The sequence below is a fragment of the Spongiivirga citrea genome (genome assembly GCF_010671565.1).
In the GTDB taxonomy this organism is placed as follows: Bacteria; Bacteroidota; Bacteroidia; order Flavobacteriales; family Flavobacteriaceae; genus Spongiivirga; species Spongiivirga citrea.
Genome location: NZ_JAABOQ010000001.1, coordinates 261,727 through 277,929 on the forward strand (window position 1 = coordinate 261,727; position 16,203 = coordinate 277,929).

At 36.3% G+C, this 16,203-nt stretch carries 16 protein-coding genes and 1 tRNA gene; 11 read left to right on the forward strand and 6 right to left on the reverse strand.

Going from position 1 to position 16,203, the window contains the following annotated elements:
* Positions 1 to 2: 2 nt before the first annotated feature.
* Complete coding sequence (locus GWK10_RS01175; protein ID WP_164029067.1) at positions 3 to 920, forward strand: DUF4249 family protein; 918 nt, start codon at positions 3 to 5, stop codon at positions 918 to 920.
* 140 nt (positions 921 to 1,060) lie between these two features.
* Here the strand turns inward: GWK10_RS01175 and GWK10_RS01180 are convergent, their stop codons facing one another.
* Both GWK10_RS01180 and aceB read right to left on the reverse strand, forming a co-directional pair.
* Positions 1,061 to 2,692, reverse strand: coding sequence for an isocitrate lyase (locus GWK10_RS01180; RefSeq protein WP_164029068.1), 1,632 nt, complete (start codon positions 2,690 to 2,692; stop codon positions 1,061 to 1,063).
* A gap of 82 nt (positions 2,693 to 2,774) precedes the next feature.
* Positions 2,775 to 4,373: a malate synthase A gene (gene aceB, locus GWK10_RS01185; protein WP_164029069.1), complete on the reverse strand. Its 1,599-nt coding sequence runs from the start codon at positions 4,371 to 4,373 to the stop codon at positions 2,775 to 2,777.
* Positions 4,374 to 4,497: 124 nt separating this feature from the next.
* On the opposite strand from aceB, the gene GWK10_RS01190 reads away from it, so the two are divergent.
* The 3 genes from GWK10_RS01190 to GWK10_RS01200 all read left to right on the forward strand — a co-directional run bounded on the left by GWK10_RS01190 (position 4,498) and on the right by GWK10_RS01200 (position 7,152).
* The gene (locus tag GWK10_RS01190; RefSeq protein WP_164029070.1) at positions 4,498 to 5,976 is read left to right on the forward strand and encodes a helix-turn-helix domain-containing protein; all 1,479 of its coding nucleotides are present in this window, start codon (positions 4,498 to 4,500) and stop codon (positions 5,974 to 5,976) included.
* A 137-nt stretch (positions 5,977 to 6,113) separates the two neighbouring features.
* Entirely contained in the window at positions 6,114 to 6,932 is an 819-nt protein-coding gene (gene murQ, locus GWK10_RS01195; protein WP_164029071.1) for an N-acetylmuramic acid 6-phosphate etherase, read from the forward strand.
* Positions 6,922 to 7,152 carry a DUF6095 family protein gene (locus GWK10_RS01200; RefSeq protein ID WP_164029072.1) on the forward strand — a complete coding sequence of 77 codons (231 nt, stop codon included), beginning with the start codon at positions 6,922 to 6,924 and terminating at the stop codon, positions 7,150 to 7,152. The genes murQ and GWK10_RS01200 overlap by 11 nt, the downstream gene beginning before the upstream one ends.
* Positions 7,153 to 7,301: 149 nt before the next feature.
* On the opposite strand, the gene GWK10_RS01205 is transcribed toward GWK10_RS01200, so the two are convergent.
* Positions 7,302 to 7,796 carry a DinB family protein gene (locus tag GWK10_RS01205; protein ID WP_164029073.1) on the reverse strand — a complete coding sequence of 165 codons (495 nt, stop codon included), beginning with the start codon at positions 7,794 to 7,796 and terminating at the stop codon, positions 7,302 to 7,304.
* Positions 7,797 to 7,984: 188 nt separating this feature from the next.
* Positions 7,985 to 9,811, reverse strand: coding sequence for a 30S ribosomal protein S1 (gene rpsA, locus GWK10_RS01210; RefSeq protein ID WP_164029074.1), 1,827 nt, complete (start codon positions 9,809 to 9,811; stop codon positions 7,985 to 7,987).
* Positions 9,812 to 10,142: 331 nt separating this feature from the next.
* Here rpsA and GWK10_RS01215 point away from each other — a divergent pair, with 331 nt between their 5' ends.
* The 3 genes from GWK10_RS01215 to GWK10_RS01225 are packed head-to-tail and all read left to right on the forward strand — an operon-like array spanning position 10,143 to position 12,640.
* On the forward strand, positions 10,143 to 10,988 hold the full coding sequence (locus tag GWK10_RS01215) for a transketolase (RefSeq protein WP_164029075.1): 846 nt from the start codon (positions 10,143 to 10,145) through the stop codon (positions 10,986 to 10,988).
* 18 nt (positions 10,989 to 11,006) lie between these two features.
* Complete coding sequence (locus GWK10_RS01220; protein ID WP_164029076.1) at positions 11,007 to 11,960, forward strand: transketolase family protein; 954 nt, start codon at positions 11,007 to 11,009, stop codon at positions 11,958 to 11,960.
* Between the two features lie 47 nt (positions 11,961 to 12,007).
* Entirely contained in the window at positions 12,008 to 12,640 is a 633-nt protein-coding gene (locus GWK10_RS01225; protein ID WP_164029077.1) for a porin family protein, read from the forward strand.
* A gap of 81 nt (positions 12,641 to 12,721) precedes the next feature.
* Here GWK10_RS01225 and GWK10_RS01230 read toward each other — a convergent pair whose 3' ends face one another.
* Positions 12,722 to 13,606, reverse strand: coding sequence for an FKBP-type peptidyl-prolyl cis-trans isomerase (locus GWK10_RS01230; protein ID WP_164029078.1), 885 nt, complete (start codon positions 13,604 to 13,606; stop codon positions 12,722 to 12,724).
* 76 nt (positions 13,607 to 13,682) lie between these two features.
* On the opposite strand from GWK10_RS01230, the gene GWK10_RS01235 reads away from it, so the two are divergent.
* Together GWK10_RS01235 and GWK10_RS01240 are read left to right on the forward strand one after the other, a co-directional pair.
* A complete protein-coding gene (locus GWK10_RS01235) occupies positions 13,683 to 14,063 on the forward strand; it encodes an RNA-binding S4 domain-containing protein (protein ID WP_164029079.1) in 381 nt (126 codons plus the stop codon).
* Between the two features lie 109 nt (positions 14,064 to 14,172).
* On the forward strand, positions 14,173 to 14,670 hold the full coding sequence (locus tag GWK10_RS01240) for a phosphoribosyltransferase family protein (RefSeq protein WP_164029080.1): 498 nt from the start codon (positions 14,173 to 14,175) through the stop codon (positions 14,668 to 14,670).
* Here the strand turns inward: GWK10_RS01240 and GWK10_RS01245 are convergent.
* Complete coding sequence (locus GWK10_RS01245) at positions 14,657 to 15,196, reverse strand: shikimate kinase (protein ID WP_239540657.1); 540 nt, start codon at positions 15,194 to 15,196, stop codon at positions 14,657 to 14,659. The two genes, GWK10_RS01240 and GWK10_RS01245, sit on opposite strands and share 14 nt — an antisense overlap.
* 122 nt (positions 15,197 to 15,318) lie before the next feature.
* Between GWK10_RS01245 and GWK10_RS01250 the strand changes: the two genes are divergently transcribed.
* Both GWK10_RS01250 and GWK10_RS01255 read left to right on the forward strand, forming a co-directional pair.
* Positions 15,319 to 15,391, forward strand: a tRNA-Lys gene (locus tag GWK10_RS01250).
* A gap of 132 nt (positions 15,392 to 15,523) precedes the next feature.
* A complete protein-coding gene (locus GWK10_RS01255; protein WP_164029081.1) occupies positions 15,524 to 16,201 on the forward strand; it encodes a haloacid dehalogenase type II in 678 nt (225 codons plus the stop codon).
* The last annotated feature ends 2 nt before the right edge of the window (positions 16,202 to 16,203 follow it).

Sequence of the window (16,203 nt, forward strand, 5' to 3'; positions counted from 1 at the left end):
TGATGGGAAAAGTATACACGCATATATGGACTAGACTTACCACATTGGTAATCGCTACGGTGCTTTTGAGTGCTTGTGAAGATGTTGTGGAAATAGAAACACCTTCGGAACCGCCTCGCTTAATTGTCGATGCGCTTATTCGAGTAGATATTACCGAGCAGTTCATGCCAATTGAGATACGAGTATCTGAAACGAGTAATTTCTTTGATGAAAATCAGATTACTAGTGTTGACAGAATGGTCATCATTATGCAAGAAGAAGATGAGAATGGTACTATTATCGATACGTTCTCATCTAGTTTAGCAGAGACCACTCCGGGTTCAGGTATTTATATTCCTGATCCTACTTTCGATGCCGATCAGCGCATACCTACATCCTTTGTAAATAGAAATATTGAGTACTTTCTTTTGATCGGTTTTGATGGTAAAAACTTTGTTGCAAGTACCCGATTTGTACCCACAACGCCTATCGATAACGTTGAACAAGGTGATGGGACAATTTTTGATGAAGACGATACCGAGATTATCGTTTCATTTACTGACACACCTGATCGAGAAGACTTTTATGTATTTGATTTTAGTAATGGTAATTTCTTAGAAACAGAAGATACGTTTTATGAAGGTCAGCAATTTACCTTTTCATACTTTTTTGATGATAATGTCGAACCTGGCGATGAGCTTGATGTTAGTATCCTAGGAGCTGACGAATCTTTTTACAATTATATGAGTCAACTAATTGAGCAAAGCGAAGGTGCTTTCGGTCCTTTCTCAACTCCTGTAGCCACAGTAAGAGGTAATATCATTAACGCAACTAACATCGATAATGATGATGTTTTTGACAACCTAGAGGCAGCTGATAATTTTGCGCTTGGTTATTTTGCAATTGTGCAGGAATTTAAGGAGACTATTGTTGTAGAGTAGCTATATGAACGAAAGCCAAGCCATATATAATCATATTAAATGGCTGTCAACACCAAAAAAAGAGCTAACCTTATTGATTAGCTCTTTTTGCAATTCTAGTTATACTTTTTAAGACTCAAACTAAACTACCAACTTAGGATTTATGCAGGGACACTTAATTTCTCCTCGGTAATCTGCTTAACTTCAGCATTATCAAATTGATTTGAAGTGTTTTTTGCTCCTCCGGCCTTTAAAGCTTTTTCTCCAGCGAAGAATGTTTTGTGATCATCTCCAAGATCTGAGCCAGCCATCCTTTGGTGCTTTACACAAGAAACTCCTTTGCGAATTTCTTGTCGCTGAACACCTTTTACATAAGCCAACATGCCTTGTTCACCAAAATATTCTTCGGTTAAATCATTCATATGTAGTGCCGTAGTGTGATATGTTGGTAAGGTAATTAAGTGATGGAAGATACCTGCCTCTTTAGCCCCATCCATTTGGAAGGTTCTGATCTTTTCATCTGCTCTAAAACTTAACTCAGTATCATCATACTGGGCGTCCATAAGATTATTTCTGTCATATGCCGTCATATTCTCCCCTTCTTCCAACATTTCTTCATAAGCTTGATCTCGGAAATTCAATGTCCAATTAAACGAAGGAGAATTATTATAAACCAACTTAGCATTAGGCACCACTTCCTTTACCCTATTCACCATATGAGCAATCTGCTTTACATTTGGTGTCGGGGTTTCAATCCATAATAGATCCGCACCATTTTGAAGGCTCGTAATACAGTCTAATACAACTCGGTCGATATTAGAGCCATCTTTAAATCTGTAAAGCCCATTTGATAAACGCACCGGACGAACTAATTTACCATCTCTTTTAAGAAGTACATCATCCTCCTTTGCATCGGTAATGGCAATTTCCTCAGCCTCAACAAATGCTAAATATTTAGAGGCCAAATCACCTGGTTCCTGACTAACCGGAAGTTTTTGAGTTAACCCGGCACCTTCAGAATCAGTTCGTGCAACGATAACTCCGTCATCTATCCCCAACTCTAAAAATGCATATCTAACTGCGTTTAGTTTAGCAATAAAATCCTCATGTGGTACTGTTACCTTACCATCTTGATGTCCGCATTGCTTGGCATCTGACACCTGGTTTTCTATTTGAATTGCACATGCACCGGCCTGTATCATTTTTTTAGACAACAAATAAGTTGCCTCCTCATTACCAAAGCCAGCATCAATATCAGCAATAATTGGGACAATGTGTGTCTCAAAATTATCAATCTGATCCTGTACATCTTCGCCTTTTTCCAGCCTTCTAAACAAATCGTTTAAAGCAACGGCATCCGCTTGACGTAGGAAATCATAAATTTCCTTGATTAATGAAGGAACCGATGTTTTTTCATGCATCGATTGATCTGGTAGCGGTCCAAATTCAGAACGCAATGCTGCAACCATCCAACCCGAAAGGTATAGGTATTTTTTATCGGTCGTTTTATGATGTTTCTTAACAGCAATCATCTTTTGCTGAGCAACAAAGCCATGCCAGCAGCCTAAAGACTTGGTGAATTGCGAAGAATCAGCATCGTATTCTGCCATATCTTTTCTCATTATAGCAGCTGTATACTTCGCAATATCTAATCCAGTTTTAAAGCGATTTTGTGCCACCATTCTAGCTGAACTTTCAGGATTAACCGCATTCCAGGTTTCACCGTACTTTTTTTTAAGATTTCTTACTGTTTGTAGTGCGGATTGGTAATTACCCTGTGCCAAATTTTTCATAAGTTTGCTTTAATTATTAAGGTTATTCTATATTTTGATAATTAAGTCCCGCAGTCTATTGCCGTAGTTGTGGGACATTTTTTTATATATGTTGATAGGATGGAAGCGTTAAAAACTCTTCGAATTTTTCAGCTAGAACCAATTTATCAAAAAGCGTAAAAGCCAATTTGAACTTGGTGTTTTTTATATTTCCTTCACCGATTTCCGTTATGATTTTTTCCACTTCGTTGTCAAATAGTTTTCCGTATAGCTCGAGGTCAAATTTCTGCCCATCCTCTAGGATTACTTCATTCTTTAGCCATTGCCAAACTTGAGTTCTCGATATTTCGGCTGTGGCAGCATCCTCCATTAAATTGTATAGCGCCACGGCCCCATGTCCGCGTAACCAAGCTTCTGTATACAAAATTCCCACGTTGATATTTTTTCTTATTCCCTCTTCGGTAATAGTTCCTTTAGGGATCTCAACTAAATCTTGCTCAGTTATTTGTACATCATCTCGAGTTACGTGCAATTGGTTAGGATTTGGCATATGTTTATTAAACTCTGTCATAGCGACATTAACTAATGCAGGGTGCGCAACCCAGGTTCCATCATGACCGTTTTTAACCTCACGCTCCTTGTCTTTCCTTACTTTCTCCAAGGCAATTGCATTGGCATTCTCATTATTTTTAATTGGAATTTGGGCTGCCATACCACCAATAGCAAGAATACCACGTTTATGACATCGCTGAATCACCAGCTTTGAATAAGCATCCATAAAAGGAGTAGTCATAGTAACCTGATCCCGATTTGGAACTACAAAATTGGGATGGTTTCTAAACTTTTTGATATATGAAAAAATGTAATCCCAACGCCCACAGTTTAAACCTACAATGTGATCCCGTAGTTCATAAATTATTTCGTCTAATTGAAAGCTTGCAGTAATGGTCTCTACTAAAACTGTAGTCTTGAATGTACCATTAGGCACTCTAAGATAATCTTGAGCAAATTCAAAAACTTCATTCCACCAACGCGCTTCTAAATAGTGCTCTAATTTGGGAAGATAAAAGTATGGGGCAGTCCCATTATTCATCATGGTTTTTGTATTATGAAATACATAAAGACCAAAATCGACTAAGCTTCCCGAAGCTTTATGATCATTGAAGATAAGGTGTCTTTCATTTAGATGTAAACCACGCGGTCTTACTAGTAGTACAGCAGTTTTATTATTTAACTGATACGACTTTCCTCGTTTCATATCGACAAGAGATATGGTTTTATTATTAGCATCAATTAAATTCTGTTGACCCTGCATACAGTTAGCCCAAGTTGGTGAATTACTATCTTCCAAATCGGCCATAAAAGTCTTTGCTCCTGAGTTCAATGCATTGATAATCATTTTACGGTCTACTGGCCCCGTTATTTCTACGCGTCTGTCTTCTAAATCATGCGGAATGTTCCCAGCTGTCCACTTCCCTTCTCTAATTGATTTTGTCTCTTCGGGGAACTTTGGAAATTCTCCCTTATCAAAAATCTCTTGCTGTGTTTCACGATTGACTAATAAGTCCAATCGTTTTGAATTAAACTTTTCATGAAGTGCAGCAACAAATTCCAGTGCATCATCGGTTAAAATTTCTGGATAGTAATTTGTTACTTGATTAGCGAACTGAACTTTTGATTGTTTTAAAAGTGTGTTTTCCATGATCTTATCGTTTTACAGGACAATATTAAAACAAAGATTTGTAAAAAAAAAGCGAACGTTCGCTAAATGTATTTTTTCGCTTTTTAATAATGTTCGCAAAAAACATTACTTTTGTATTATTACTATGCAACAGGAATACATAAAACTGATATTTGGTTTAAAGCTTAAACAAATTCGTAATGATAAAAATTTATCATTGTTCGGCTTGTCAAAAATTTCTGGTTTATCAAAATCGTATTTAAACGAGATTGAGAAAGGAAAGAAATATCCTAAACCAGATAAAATCGCGATTTTATCGGAGACACTTGACGTTCCCTACGACCAAATGGTTTCCTTGAAATTGGATAAAAATCTAGCTCCAATAGGCGAATTGCTGCAGTCAAGAATCTTAAAGGAAATTCCTCTGGATCTTTTTGGTATTAAAGAGAGTACATTAATTGATATAGTCGCAAATGCACCTGTCAAAGTGAATGCATTCATTAGTACCATTATTGAAATTGCTCAGCATTACAACTTTAGTCGAGAAAGTTTTTTCCTAGCCTCAGTTCGCTCTTTTCAAGAAGCAAACAATAATTATTTCGACGATCTTGAACATCAAGTTTTAAAATTTGCTAAGGCTTATCATATCAACTTGCATCGACCATTAACATCTCAAGAGTTAGAAGAAATTTTAATTGAAGAATATGGCTATCAGATTACCAATAATGAACTAAGCAATTATGAAGCCTTGGGTAATTTGCGCTCCGTTTTTATTCCAAATACCAATACACTACTACTGGCGGACGAAATAGATGAAGCGCAACGCACCTTTATTTACGCCAAAGAAATCGCATATAACTTTTTGGGCATTAACAATAGGCTATACACCTTTCCTTGGATAAAGTTTGAAACCTTTGATCAGGTTATTAATAATTTTTATGCCTCTTATTTCGCTGGCGCACTCATCATTCCTAAAAATGAATTGACATCTCAACTGGAAACCATTTTTAAGAAAAAGACCTTTAACGAGCGCTTATTTCTTAAAACAGTTGAAGCCTTCAATGCTTCGCCAGAATCATTTTATCAGCGATTAACCAATATCTTGCCCAAAGCTTTTAATATTCAGAACTTGTTTTTTTTGCGGTTCACTTACAAAGCAGGAGATACCAAATTTCACCTGAAAAAAGAACTTCATTTATCACATCAGCATTCGCCACATGCTAATGAAACGAACGAACATTATTGCAGACGCTGGGTTTCTTTAAATGTTTTGAAAGATATTTCCAGAAGTAAAAAGCCTCATGAATTTGAAATTCAAATTTCTAATTACGAAAGTGATAACACAAAGTATTTGGTGTTGTCCTCCGCCACTAAAGATCCATTTAAAGAGAATCATTATCGCAGTATTAGTGTTGGTTTATTGATCAACAAACAACTGGAACGAAAAATCAACTTTTTATCTGACTCAAAAATCAAAACTCAAAATGTCGGCGTTACCTGCGAACGGTGCGCTATAAAAGACTGCAAGGTTAGACAAGCTCCAGCCGTCATACTAGACAAAACAGCAAAAAACAAAAAGATTGAACGTATTGTGGAAGAGCTAAATGCTAAATACAATAGTTAACGAATAGGAATCACTTTTATCCAATTATTCTAGCATCCACTGGGTCCATACAATTAACGTTGTCATATTGCCACGATACTGTAATAAAAGTTTTTTAGAATACCTACCTTTGGATTTCGATTTTAAATCACACAAATTTGGCTTTCAAAAAAATTACTGAGCAAGATTCTCTTCATGATCATTTAGAGCAAATGAGTACTGCTTCATTATTACAAAACATGAATAATGAAGACCAAAAAGTAGCTTTAGCTGTTGAAAAAGTGCTACCTAAAATCGAGCCGTTAATTGATATCACGGCTAAAAAATTGGCTGATGGAGGTAGACTGTTTTATTTAGGAGCAGGGACAAGTGGTCGTTTGGGAATTTTGGATGCATCGGAATGCCCGCCTACATTTGGCGTTTCTCATGACTTAGTCATAGGACTCATCGCAGGTGGTGATTCTGCAATTAGAAAGGCTGTAGAATTTGCTGAAGATGATACCCAAGGTGGCTGGCAAGATCTTCAAGAATATGAGATTAATTCTAAAGATGTTGTCATAGGGATTGCTGCTTCAGGCACTACTCCTTATGTGATTGGTGCTTTAGAAATTTGCAATGAAAATGAGATTATAACAGGTTGTATTACCTGTAATGAAGGGAGTCCTCTAGCTAAAGTTGCCAAATATCCTATTGAAGTAGTCGTCGGTCCCGAATTTGTAACGGGTAGTTCTAGGATGAAAGCTGGAACAGCACAAAAACTGGTTTTGAATATGATCTCAACAGCCGTCATGATTAAATTAGGTCGAGTGAAAGGGAATAAAATGGTTGATATGCAATTGAGCAATAATAAATTAGTTGATCGTGGTACACGAATGATTATGGATGCACTAAACATCGATCAACATGAGGCTTCTGCTCTTCTTGAAAAGCACCAAAGTGTCCGTAAAGCAATAAATCACTTTAACGATGAACACTGATAAGGAATTATTGATACGCGGAATTCGTATGATGGCTGTTACGGCAGTACTCATGTTTATCGGACCTACGGTAATATATCAAGCTTTTAAAAACCAAGAACACTTTTTGTTTTATCCTGTTTTAATTGCAGGTATTTTCTTTTCGATACTTGCAATAGTACTTGCTTTTAAAGGATTGAATACGGTTATGAATTCAGTTTTTGGGAAGCGACAAAAATGAGTTATGAGTTATGAGTTATGAGTTATGAGTTATGAGTTATGAGTTATGAAAGTTTGACAAATTGAAATCAACAACAATAAAAGTTACCCCTATACTCTTTTTTCTTTTTTCTTTTCTCTTTTCTCTTTTCTCTATCTTCCTACTGATAACTATGCCTTTTCTTTAACCGGCGTGGTAGGATTATAACCAAAGGAAGCATCAGTTACCTCAACATTCAATCGGTCTAAAATATAACTGATTATAGCGTAATGGTGTATAGTGTGGCTATTTGCCTGCGCTAGTAATGCCGCAACTGTATAGGGTAATGCTACTTTGCCTGCACCCAAGTCATCTATTACGGTAACTTGTTTTTCTGCGTTTTCAAGTTTTTGCAACGCACTTAAAACACGATCAACATTCAAAGATGCATATTCACAATCTTGCTCAACACGAACATCGCGCGCTCTTGCTGTAAGGTCTACCTCATCAGCATCCAAACCTTTTAGGATACAGTCATAAAAGTCAAGAATATGTCGAATATGTGATCCTACACACGAGTAATATGGTGAGATGGAAGCGTCGGTTAATTGACTATCGGTAAGTTGATTTAGTAATACTTTAGATTTTGACAGATTATTAGAGGTCGCTTCTATGATACTATTCATGAAAATTGATAATTGAAATGTTTGCTTTTGTCGTACTTAGTCTAAATATAAAGTAAACTTTACAAATGCGTCCCAAATTATTTTTAATAGACACTCAAACACGTATTTAAGGTCTTAAAGTTAGGACTAAAAAAACAAAAAGGCCGTGTAAAACACGACCTTTTATTATCCTAGAAATGAAATGTGACTTATTCGCCGCCTTCCATCTTCTTTTTAAGTGCTGCTAATGTTTCGTTTGCATCACCTAATGTTGGTTTTGCTTCTGCAGCTTGTTGCGCTTGACGCTTAACAGCTTGCTTAACGATTTTAGCTTCTTCTGCTTTAAATACAGCAGTATGAGATGCTACAACGCGCTTAAATTCTTTATTGAATTCAATGATCTTAAATTCAGCTTCTTCACCAGCTTTTAACTTACCACCATCTTCTTTTTCAAGATGACGTTGTGGTACGAAAGCAGTAATGTCTTCGTTGAACTTAACAGTTGCACCTTTATCAACGATCTCTTCGATCGCTGCTTTATGAATAGATTCTAAAGCAAATTCAGTTTCATACTTATCCCAAGGGTTTTCCTTAGTTTGTTTATGACCTAAACTTAATTTACGTCCTTCGACATCTAATTCTAACACCAATACATCAAGCTTGTCACCAACGGCAACAACTTCAGATGGGTGCTTCACTTTCTTAGTCCAAGAAAGATCAGAAATATAGATAAGACCATCGATACCTTCTTCTAACTCTACGAATACACCAAAATTAGTGAAGTTACGCACGATACCTGAATGTTTAGAACCTACAGGGTACTTAGAAGTAATATCTGTCCATGGGTCAGGAGTAAGTTGCTTAATACCTAAAGACATTTTGCGCTCTTCGCGATCTAATGTTAGGATTTGAGCATCTACTTCATCGCCAATTTTTACGAAATCCTGAGCAGAACGCAAGTGCGTTGACCATGACATTTCAGAAACGTGGATCAATCCTTCTACACCTTCAGCTACTTCGATAAAGGCACCGTAATCAGCAATAACTACGACTTTACCTTTTACTTTATCACCAACTTTAACCTCTTCGCCAAGTGCTTCCCATGGGTGCGCTTGTAATTGCTTAAGACCTAATTGAATTCTAGACTTGTTATCATCAAAATCAAGAATTACAACATTTAATTTCTGGTCAAGCTCAACAATCTCGTTCGGATGATTGATACGGCTCCAAGAAAGATCAGTAATGTGAATAAGTCCGTCAACACCACCAAGATCGATAAATACACCGTAAGAAGTAATATTCTTAACTGTACCTTCCAATACTTGGCCTTTTTCCAGCTGACCGATAATTTCTTTTTTCTGCTCTTCGATATCCGCTTCGATAAGTGCTTTATGAGAAACAACAACGTTTTTGAATTCGTGATTAATCTTAACCACCTTGAATTCCATTGTTTTGTTTACATACTGATCGTAATCACGAATTGGCTTCACATCAATTTGTGAACCTGGCAAGAACGCCTCGATACCAAATACGTCAACGATCATACCTCCTTTAGTACGACACTTAACAAAACCATTTACGATTTCGCCCGTATCATGCGCTGCATTTACACGATCCCATGCTTTGATGGTACGTGCTTTACGATGAGATAATACTAATTGACCTGTTTTGTCTTCTCTTACATCAATAAGAACTTCAACTTTGTCACCAACTTTTAAATCAGGATTGTAACGAAACTCGTTAAGAGAAATTACACCTTCTGACTTTGCGTTAATGTCGATAATCGCTTCACGATCGGTCATGTGTACAACTGTACCATCTACCACCTCTTCATCTGCAGTATCTACGAAGTTCTCAGCTACTAGTTTTTCAAATTCTTGTAGCTTTTTGTCTTCAACTTGCTCAATACCTTCTTCGTATTTTTCCCAGTTGAATTCTTTTAAAAATTGCTCAGGATTTTGTTGCGCTTCACTTACTACTGGAGCTTCAACAGTTGCAGTTTCCTGAACTTCTTCTGTTTGTTTTTTTTCAGCCATTGCTGATTAAAATTTGTATTCTACATGAATAGGAAAATTAATGCGGGTATATGTAGAAGTTGTTTATATAAAAAATTGTTATTTCCTTTCTGATTTTCCATCCGCCAAAAAGGCTTGCAAAGGTACGATTAAGCATACTAATTAACAACTAATTAAAATAAAAGTTTAAAGAGTAATAAATCAAAGAAAAAAAGTCCCAATTAAGAGCTTTGAAAACCAGCTAAAGCAGGTTATTAAAAAAAGTTAATAAATCGACAATAAAAACCCCAAAATCAATCATTGGTTAGCCAATAAAAAAATTACTTTTGAGCGGAATTTCAATTTTATAAAAATGTCAAATATTCAACAGTTAAATGACTTGGTAACGCAAGTGCGCCGAGATATTTTGCGCATGGTTCACAAAGTAAACTCAGGTCACCCAGGTGGGTCTTTAGGATGTGCCGAATTCTTTGTTGCCTTGTTTAACGAGATTATGGATATCAAAGAAGGTTTTGATATGGATGGAAAAGAAGAAGATCTTTTCTTTTTATCTAATGGTCACATCTCTCCTGTCTACTATAGTGTTTTAGCTAGACGTGGTTACTTTCCTGTTGATGAACTGAATACATTTAGATTAATAGATTCACGTTTACAAGGCCATCCTACTACACACGAAGGACTTCCTGGAGTTCGAATAGCTTCTGGATCATTAGGTCAAGGCATGTCGGTTGCTTTAGGTGCTGCACAAGCAAAAAAATTAAATGGCGATTCGCACCTTATATATAGCTTGCATGGTGATGGTGAATTACAAGAAGGTCAAAACTGGGAAGCTATTATGTATGCCGCTGCGAAAAAGGTTGACAATCTAATTTCAACCATTGATCTTAATGGAAAGCAAATTGACGGATCGACAGACGAAGTACTACCAATGGGAAGTATCAAACAAAAATTTGAGGCTTTTGGTTGGGATGTCGCTGAAATAGCTAAAGGAAATGATATGGATGCTATTCTAGAAGGAATGGCAACGGCAAAATCAAAAACAGGAAAAGGAAAGCCAGTTTGTGTGTTATTACATACTGAAATGGGTAATGGAGTCGATTTTATGATGCATACACATGCTTGGCATGGTAAGGCACCCAATGACGATCAATTAGCAAGCGCATTAAGCCAAAATCCAGAAACTTTAGGAGACTACTAACACAAGGAAAGTACGAAAATGAAAAAATATACAGACAGCGGAAAAAAAGATACCAGATCGGGTTTCGGAGCAGGTTTAACTGAACTTGGGAAAACGAATGAAAACGTAGTGGCACTTTGTGCTGACTTGATCGGTTCGTTAAAAATGGACGACTTTAAAAAGAATCATCCCGAACGTTTCTTTCAAGTAGGTATTGCAGAAGCTAATATGATGGGTATTGCCGCTGGACTAACTATAGGTGGCAAAATTCCGTTTACAGGAACATTTGCCAATTTTTCTACAGGTCGTGTTTATGATCAAATTCGTCAGTCCATAGCATATTCTGACAAAAATGTAAAAATATGTGCTTCACATGCAGGGGTAACTTTAGGCGAAGATGGAGCTACACATCAGATTCTAGAAGATATCGGTTTAATGAAGATGTTGCCAGGTATGGTGGTGATTAATCCTTGTGATTACAACCAGACCAAAGCAGCAACATTGGCTATTGCTGAACATCATGGTCCGGTTTATCTCCGTTTTGGAAGACCGAAAGTGGCAAATTTCACATCAGAAGATCAGACTTTTGAGATTGGTAAAGCGGTTATGTTATCTGAAGGTACCGATGTTACTATCGTGGCAACTGGTCATTTAGTATGGGAAGCCTTACAAGCAGCCGAACAACTAGAAAAGCAAGGTATTTCAGCAGAGGTAATCAACATTCACACTATAAAACCATTGGATGAAGCTGCTATTCTAGCTTCTGTCAAGAAAACAGGATGCATTGTTACAGCAGAAGAGCATAACTATTACGGTGGTCTCGGTGAAAGTGTTGCTCGTACATTGGTGCAAAACAATCCAGTACCTCAAGAGTTTGTCGCAACCCAAGATACATTTGGCGAATCGGGCACACCCGACCAATTAATGGCCAAGTATGGTCTGAATGCTGAGGCAATTGTAAAAGCTTCTCAGAAAGTAATTAAAAGAAAATAATTACTCATTCTATACGTTGTATAGTTTCAATCATAAAACGTTAACACATGAAAAGGTATTTTTTAATGCTCGCTCTTATGGCGAGTGTAATTAGCTATGGTCAGCAAAGAAATGATGACCGATCATCATTTGGTATTAAAGCTGGTTTAAACTACAACAGTAACGGAGAGCTTAGAGAGATCCTTACTACTGGAGAAAATTTAATTGAAGACCGTGGAGAAGGTAAAGTTGGCTTTCATATTGGATTTTATGGCCAACTTAATTTTTCTAATCTCTATCTAAGACCTGAATTAATCTACACCCGTACAAATAGCGAATACGGTATAAATAATGGTACAGCAGATTACAAAACGTCAAAATTAGATCTTCCCATATTATTAGGCTATAAAATTATTGGTCCATTAAGAATATTCGCAGGGCCAGCCTTTCAGTATACGTTAAATAATGATCTTGATCTTGGCAACGTCGACATTGATGATGTAGAGAACGAGATAAGCGTAGGATTGCATATTGGAGCTGGCGTCCAGTTAGGAAATCTAGGGCTGGATGTTCGCTTTGAGCGTGGTTTTAATGAGAACGAAGCTAACTTCATAAATACTAATATCGCCGATGATGCACCCTTGTTCGCTTTAGATTCAAGGCCAACACAACTTATATTTAGCGCATCATTTAGACTATGATATTCGCTAGATTTGATATCAAATTAAAACGAAAAATCCCGCTAAAAGCGGGATTTTTTTTTATTGGTAATACTTGTTCTTTTAATTATCGTTTCTATTATCTAAATAGTCTGGCGTACCATCTCCGTCGGTATCTGTAAATGTAATAGTCCCATCTTCATTTACTACAATTTCATCACGCGTTAAAGTACCGTCACCATCATCATCTGCATCTAGGTAATTAGGACCGGTGTCACCATCAGTATCATCATCAAAAGGATTCTCATTATTATCTAAGTCTTCCATATAAGAAGGAATACCATCATTATCATGATCCGTTTCCTCTAACTTAAAAATCTTAAACGTAAAACTAAGAGGAGAGTAAAATGGAATTCCTGGCTGCGCGCGTTCAAAATAACCGAGGCCAGAAGGAATAAATACGGCTCCTTGCGCAAAATCTGCAAATGTTACCGTTCCATCATCATTGGTTTCTGAGATACCATTACCCGCTGTAAATTCCGAAAAACTAGTACTAAATCCTCTAATCACTCCAGTAAGGTCAAACCAAATTGGATTGATTGCTCTATCAAACTGAGTATTGTCAAGCAAACGACCTCTATACGTAACTAAAGTAGAGTCAGTTACGCGAATATCATTTCCTTCGGACTCTGATCCCTGCCTAACTGTCAAAATGTAGAGATTGAAATCAACCTCATCTGTTTCAATAACTTTTGTTTCTACTTGCGTAAAAAGTGGGGTTCTGCCAGCATTATCTCCAGCAATAGTATCAAAAACAATCTCACCTTCGGCATCCAACTCATAAAAATGAGTCTGCAAGAACTCTACAATCGAATCATTATCAACTACATATTGTTCAGCCTGATCTCTTAACGGGATACTTGTAGGTCCGTTGTCATCATCGTTATTACAAGCAGCTGCAAAAAACAGCACTAAAACTAGTGCTCCAAATACACTTTTAAAATTCATTCCTTTTCATCATTAAGGGCGCAAGATACAATTTTAAAGTATTTTTGAAATGGCTTTAACTTCATTTTAAAACAAGATGCGCATTGACAAATTATTATGGTGCCTACGATATTTCAAAACCAGAAATATTGGCACTAATGCCTGTAAGAAAGGTCAAGTAAAAGTAAATGACCAAACCGTAAAACCATCGAGAGAAATTTACATTGGTGATACGGTAACGGTTAGAAAAAATCAGATTAATTATAAGCTTGAAATTCTAGACATTCCTCCTAGTCGTTTAGGTGCGAAACTAGTAGATATGTATCGCAAAGATATTACCCCTAAAGAAGCCTTTGACCATCTAGACCTTTTAAAACTGGCAAAAGACCATTACAGAAAAAAAGGAGATGGCAGACCAACTAAAAAGGATAGAAGAGATATTGAAGAATATCGGGATGACACAGAAGATGAAGTTTAGGGTATGAAAAGAATGAAAAAATTGAGATTGAGAGTTTTAATTTTAATCTTTTGAATGCATCCCTAAATTTGTCTCTTAGATTAATATCTTTATCCTAAATATTATTAGCATGTCTACCAATAGTGTCATTTTAGATCACGATCAAATTCAGCATAAGATAAGACGAATCGCTTATCAAATTTTAGAGAGTAATGTTGATGAAAAGGAAATTATTATTGCTGGTATTGAAAAGAATGGATTTGTTTTTGCCGAGAAAATACAGGCAACGCTTTCTGATATTTGTGATGCTACCATTACATTATGCCGAGTTAAAATCGATAAAAAAAATCCTATTAATACAATTACCACCTCTTTAGAAATAAAAGATTATGAAAACAAAGCATTGGTACTTGTAGATGATGTACTTAACTCCGGTACCACACTAATATATGGCGTAAAACACTTTTTAGATGTACCTCTAAAGAACTTTAAAACAGCTGTACTCGTTAATCGCAATCATAAAAAATATCCTGTGAAGGCTGATTTTAAGGGTATTTCATTATCAACTTCATTGCAAGAGCATGTAAACGTTACATTTGGCAAGAAAGATGCAGTCAGTCTAGCATAGTTTGTATTGAATCAATGATTTGCTCATGTGTTTCTTGGTCAACAGAGACGACATGCTCCGCCTGGTTGTAGTAATAACTTCTTTCAAACAGATGCTTTCCTATGAACTCTAATAAGTCTTCTTCTTTTTCAATATGAGCGATTAGTGGTCTTCCAGCCTTTTCAGGTGCTAGTCTTTTTACAATCGTAGGAATCGATAACTTGAGATAAATCGAAGAAGCTCCCCCTTTTTTAACCACGTCCATATTTCCAGCAAAACAGGGAGTGCCTCCACCGAGCGAAAGAATAACATCTTGTTTAAGCGCTAGAACTTCTTTTAAGTAATGATGTTCTTTTTTTCTAAAATACAGCTCTCCTTCATTCTTGAATATATTTGGAATGGTATGCCCTTCTTGCTTTTCTATATATTGATCTAAATCAATAAACTGATACTTTAATTTATTAGCTAACAATTTCCCAATAGTGGACTTACCTGAGCCCATATATCCCAATAAAACTATTTTTTTTCCTTGCATAAGTGAGGTCAAAATTACAGCTTTTTAAAGCCTTTCAAAAAAAAGAAAATTAACATGAAAATTCTCTTGATATTTTAATTATTGATATTATATTTGCACCCGCTTAAGGGAAGTTATTTATAACTCTTTTGCACGACTTGGTAGCTCAGTTGGTAGAGCATCTCCCTTTTAAGGAGAGGGTCCTGGGTTCGAGCCCCAGCCAAGTCACATAAATTAGATAAACCTTCGTTTTGTAACGGAGGTTTTTTTATTGAATAAATTCAACACAGGAATTGCTCGTTTAAAAATTTCTTAGGCTTGTTTATGTATCTTTAGATATCAATCCTAATAATTGCCTATATGAAATATACCATTGCTTTTGATGTTTATGGCACACTAATAAATACCTCTGGAGTATATGATACATTGAAGAATATGGTTGGCGAAAAAGCATTTCTCTTTATGGAGACATGGAGGAATAAGCAATTGGAATATTCCTTTAGACGGGCCCTAATGGATCGTTATGTCGATTTCTCAGTTTGTACTAAAGAAGCGTTGGATTACACATGCATTGACTTAGAAATTGATCTATCTTCAAATAACAAAAATGAACTAATGAATGTATATAAAGTACTACCTGCATTCGATGATGTTATTAGTACTTTAGAAGAACTAAAAAACCAAGGGCATCGTCTTTTTGCATTTTCCAATGGAAGTAAAAATGCCGTTGCTACCCTACTTGAAAATGCCAATATCAGTTCTCACTTTGAGGGAATTGTAAGTGTTGAAAGTCTAAAAACTTTTAAACCGAATCCTAAAGTATATGCCTATTTTAATGAAGTTACAAAATCAGAAAAACGGGCTTCTTGGCTTATTTCAGGTAATACATTTGATGTTATAGGGGCAGTGTCTTATGGGATGAATACGGCATGGGTACAACGAAAAGAGAATACTGTTTTTGATCCGTGGGAATATGAGCCGTCAGTTACAATTAAATCTTTAGCCGAATTACCAAAAAAGCTAACTGTAGAAGCATAAAA

What these genes read in the sequence shown, in the direction of transcription:
- GWK10_RS01175 (WP_164029067.1), top strand. Translation starts at nt 3, where the DNA reads ATGGGAAAAGTATACACGCATATATGGACTAGACTTACCACATTGGTA.
- GWK10_RS01205 (WP_164029073.1), bottom strand. Translation starts at nt 7,796, where the DNA reads ATGAATAGTATCATAGAAGCGACCTCTAATAATCTGTCAAAATCTAAA.
- GWK10_RS01230 (WP_164029078.1), bottom strand. Translation starts at nt 13,606, where the DNA reads ATGAATTTTAAAAGTGTATTTGGAGCACTAGTTTTAGTGCTGTTTTTT.
- GWK10_RS01220 (WP_164029076.1), top strand. Translation starts at nt 11,007, where the DNA reads ATGAAAAAATATACAGACAGCGGAAAAAAAGATACCAGATCGGGTTTC.
- GWK10_RS01255 (WP_164029081.1), top strand. Translation starts at nt 15,524, where the DNA reads ATGAAATATACCATTGCTTTTGATGTTTATGGCACACTAATAAATACC.
- GWK10_RS01190 (WP_164029070.1), top strand. Translation starts at nt 4,498, where the DNA reads ATGCAACAGGAATACATAAAACTGATATTTGGTTTAAAGCTTAAACAA.
- GWK10_RS01240 (WP_164029080.1), top strand. Translation starts at nt 14,173, where the DNA reads ATGTCTACCAATAGTGTCATTTTAGATCACGATCAAATTCAGCATAAG.
- GWK10_RS01180 (WP_164029068.1), bottom strand. Translation starts at nt 2,692, where the DNA reads ATGAAAAATTTGGCACAGGGTAATTACCAATCCGCACTACAAACAGTA.
- GWK10_RS01215 (WP_164029075.1), top strand. Translation starts at nt 10,143, where the DNA reads ATGTCAAATATTCAACAGTTAAATGACTTGGTAACGCAAGTGCGCCGA.
- GWK10_RS01235 (WP_164029079.1), top strand. Translation starts at nt 13,683, where the DNA reads ATGCGCATTGACAAATTATTATGGTGCCTACGATATTTCAAAACCAGA.
- GWK10_RS01200 (WP_164029072.1), top strand. Translation starts at nt 6,922, where the DNA reads ATGAACACTGATAAGGAATTATTGATACGCGGAATTCGTATGATGGCT.
- GWK10_RS01225 (WP_164029077.1), top strand. Translation starts at nt 12,008, where the DNA reads ATGAAAAGGTATTTTTTAATGCTCGCTCTTATGGCGAGTGTAATTAGC.
- rpsA (WP_164029074.1), bottom strand. Translation starts at nt 9,811, where the DNA reads ATGGCTGAAAAAAAACAAACAGAAGAAGTTCAGGAAACTGCAACTGTT.
- aceB (WP_164029069.1), bottom strand. Translation starts at nt 4,373, where the DNA reads ATGGAAAACACACTTTTAAAACAATCAAAAGTTCAGTTCGCTAATCAA.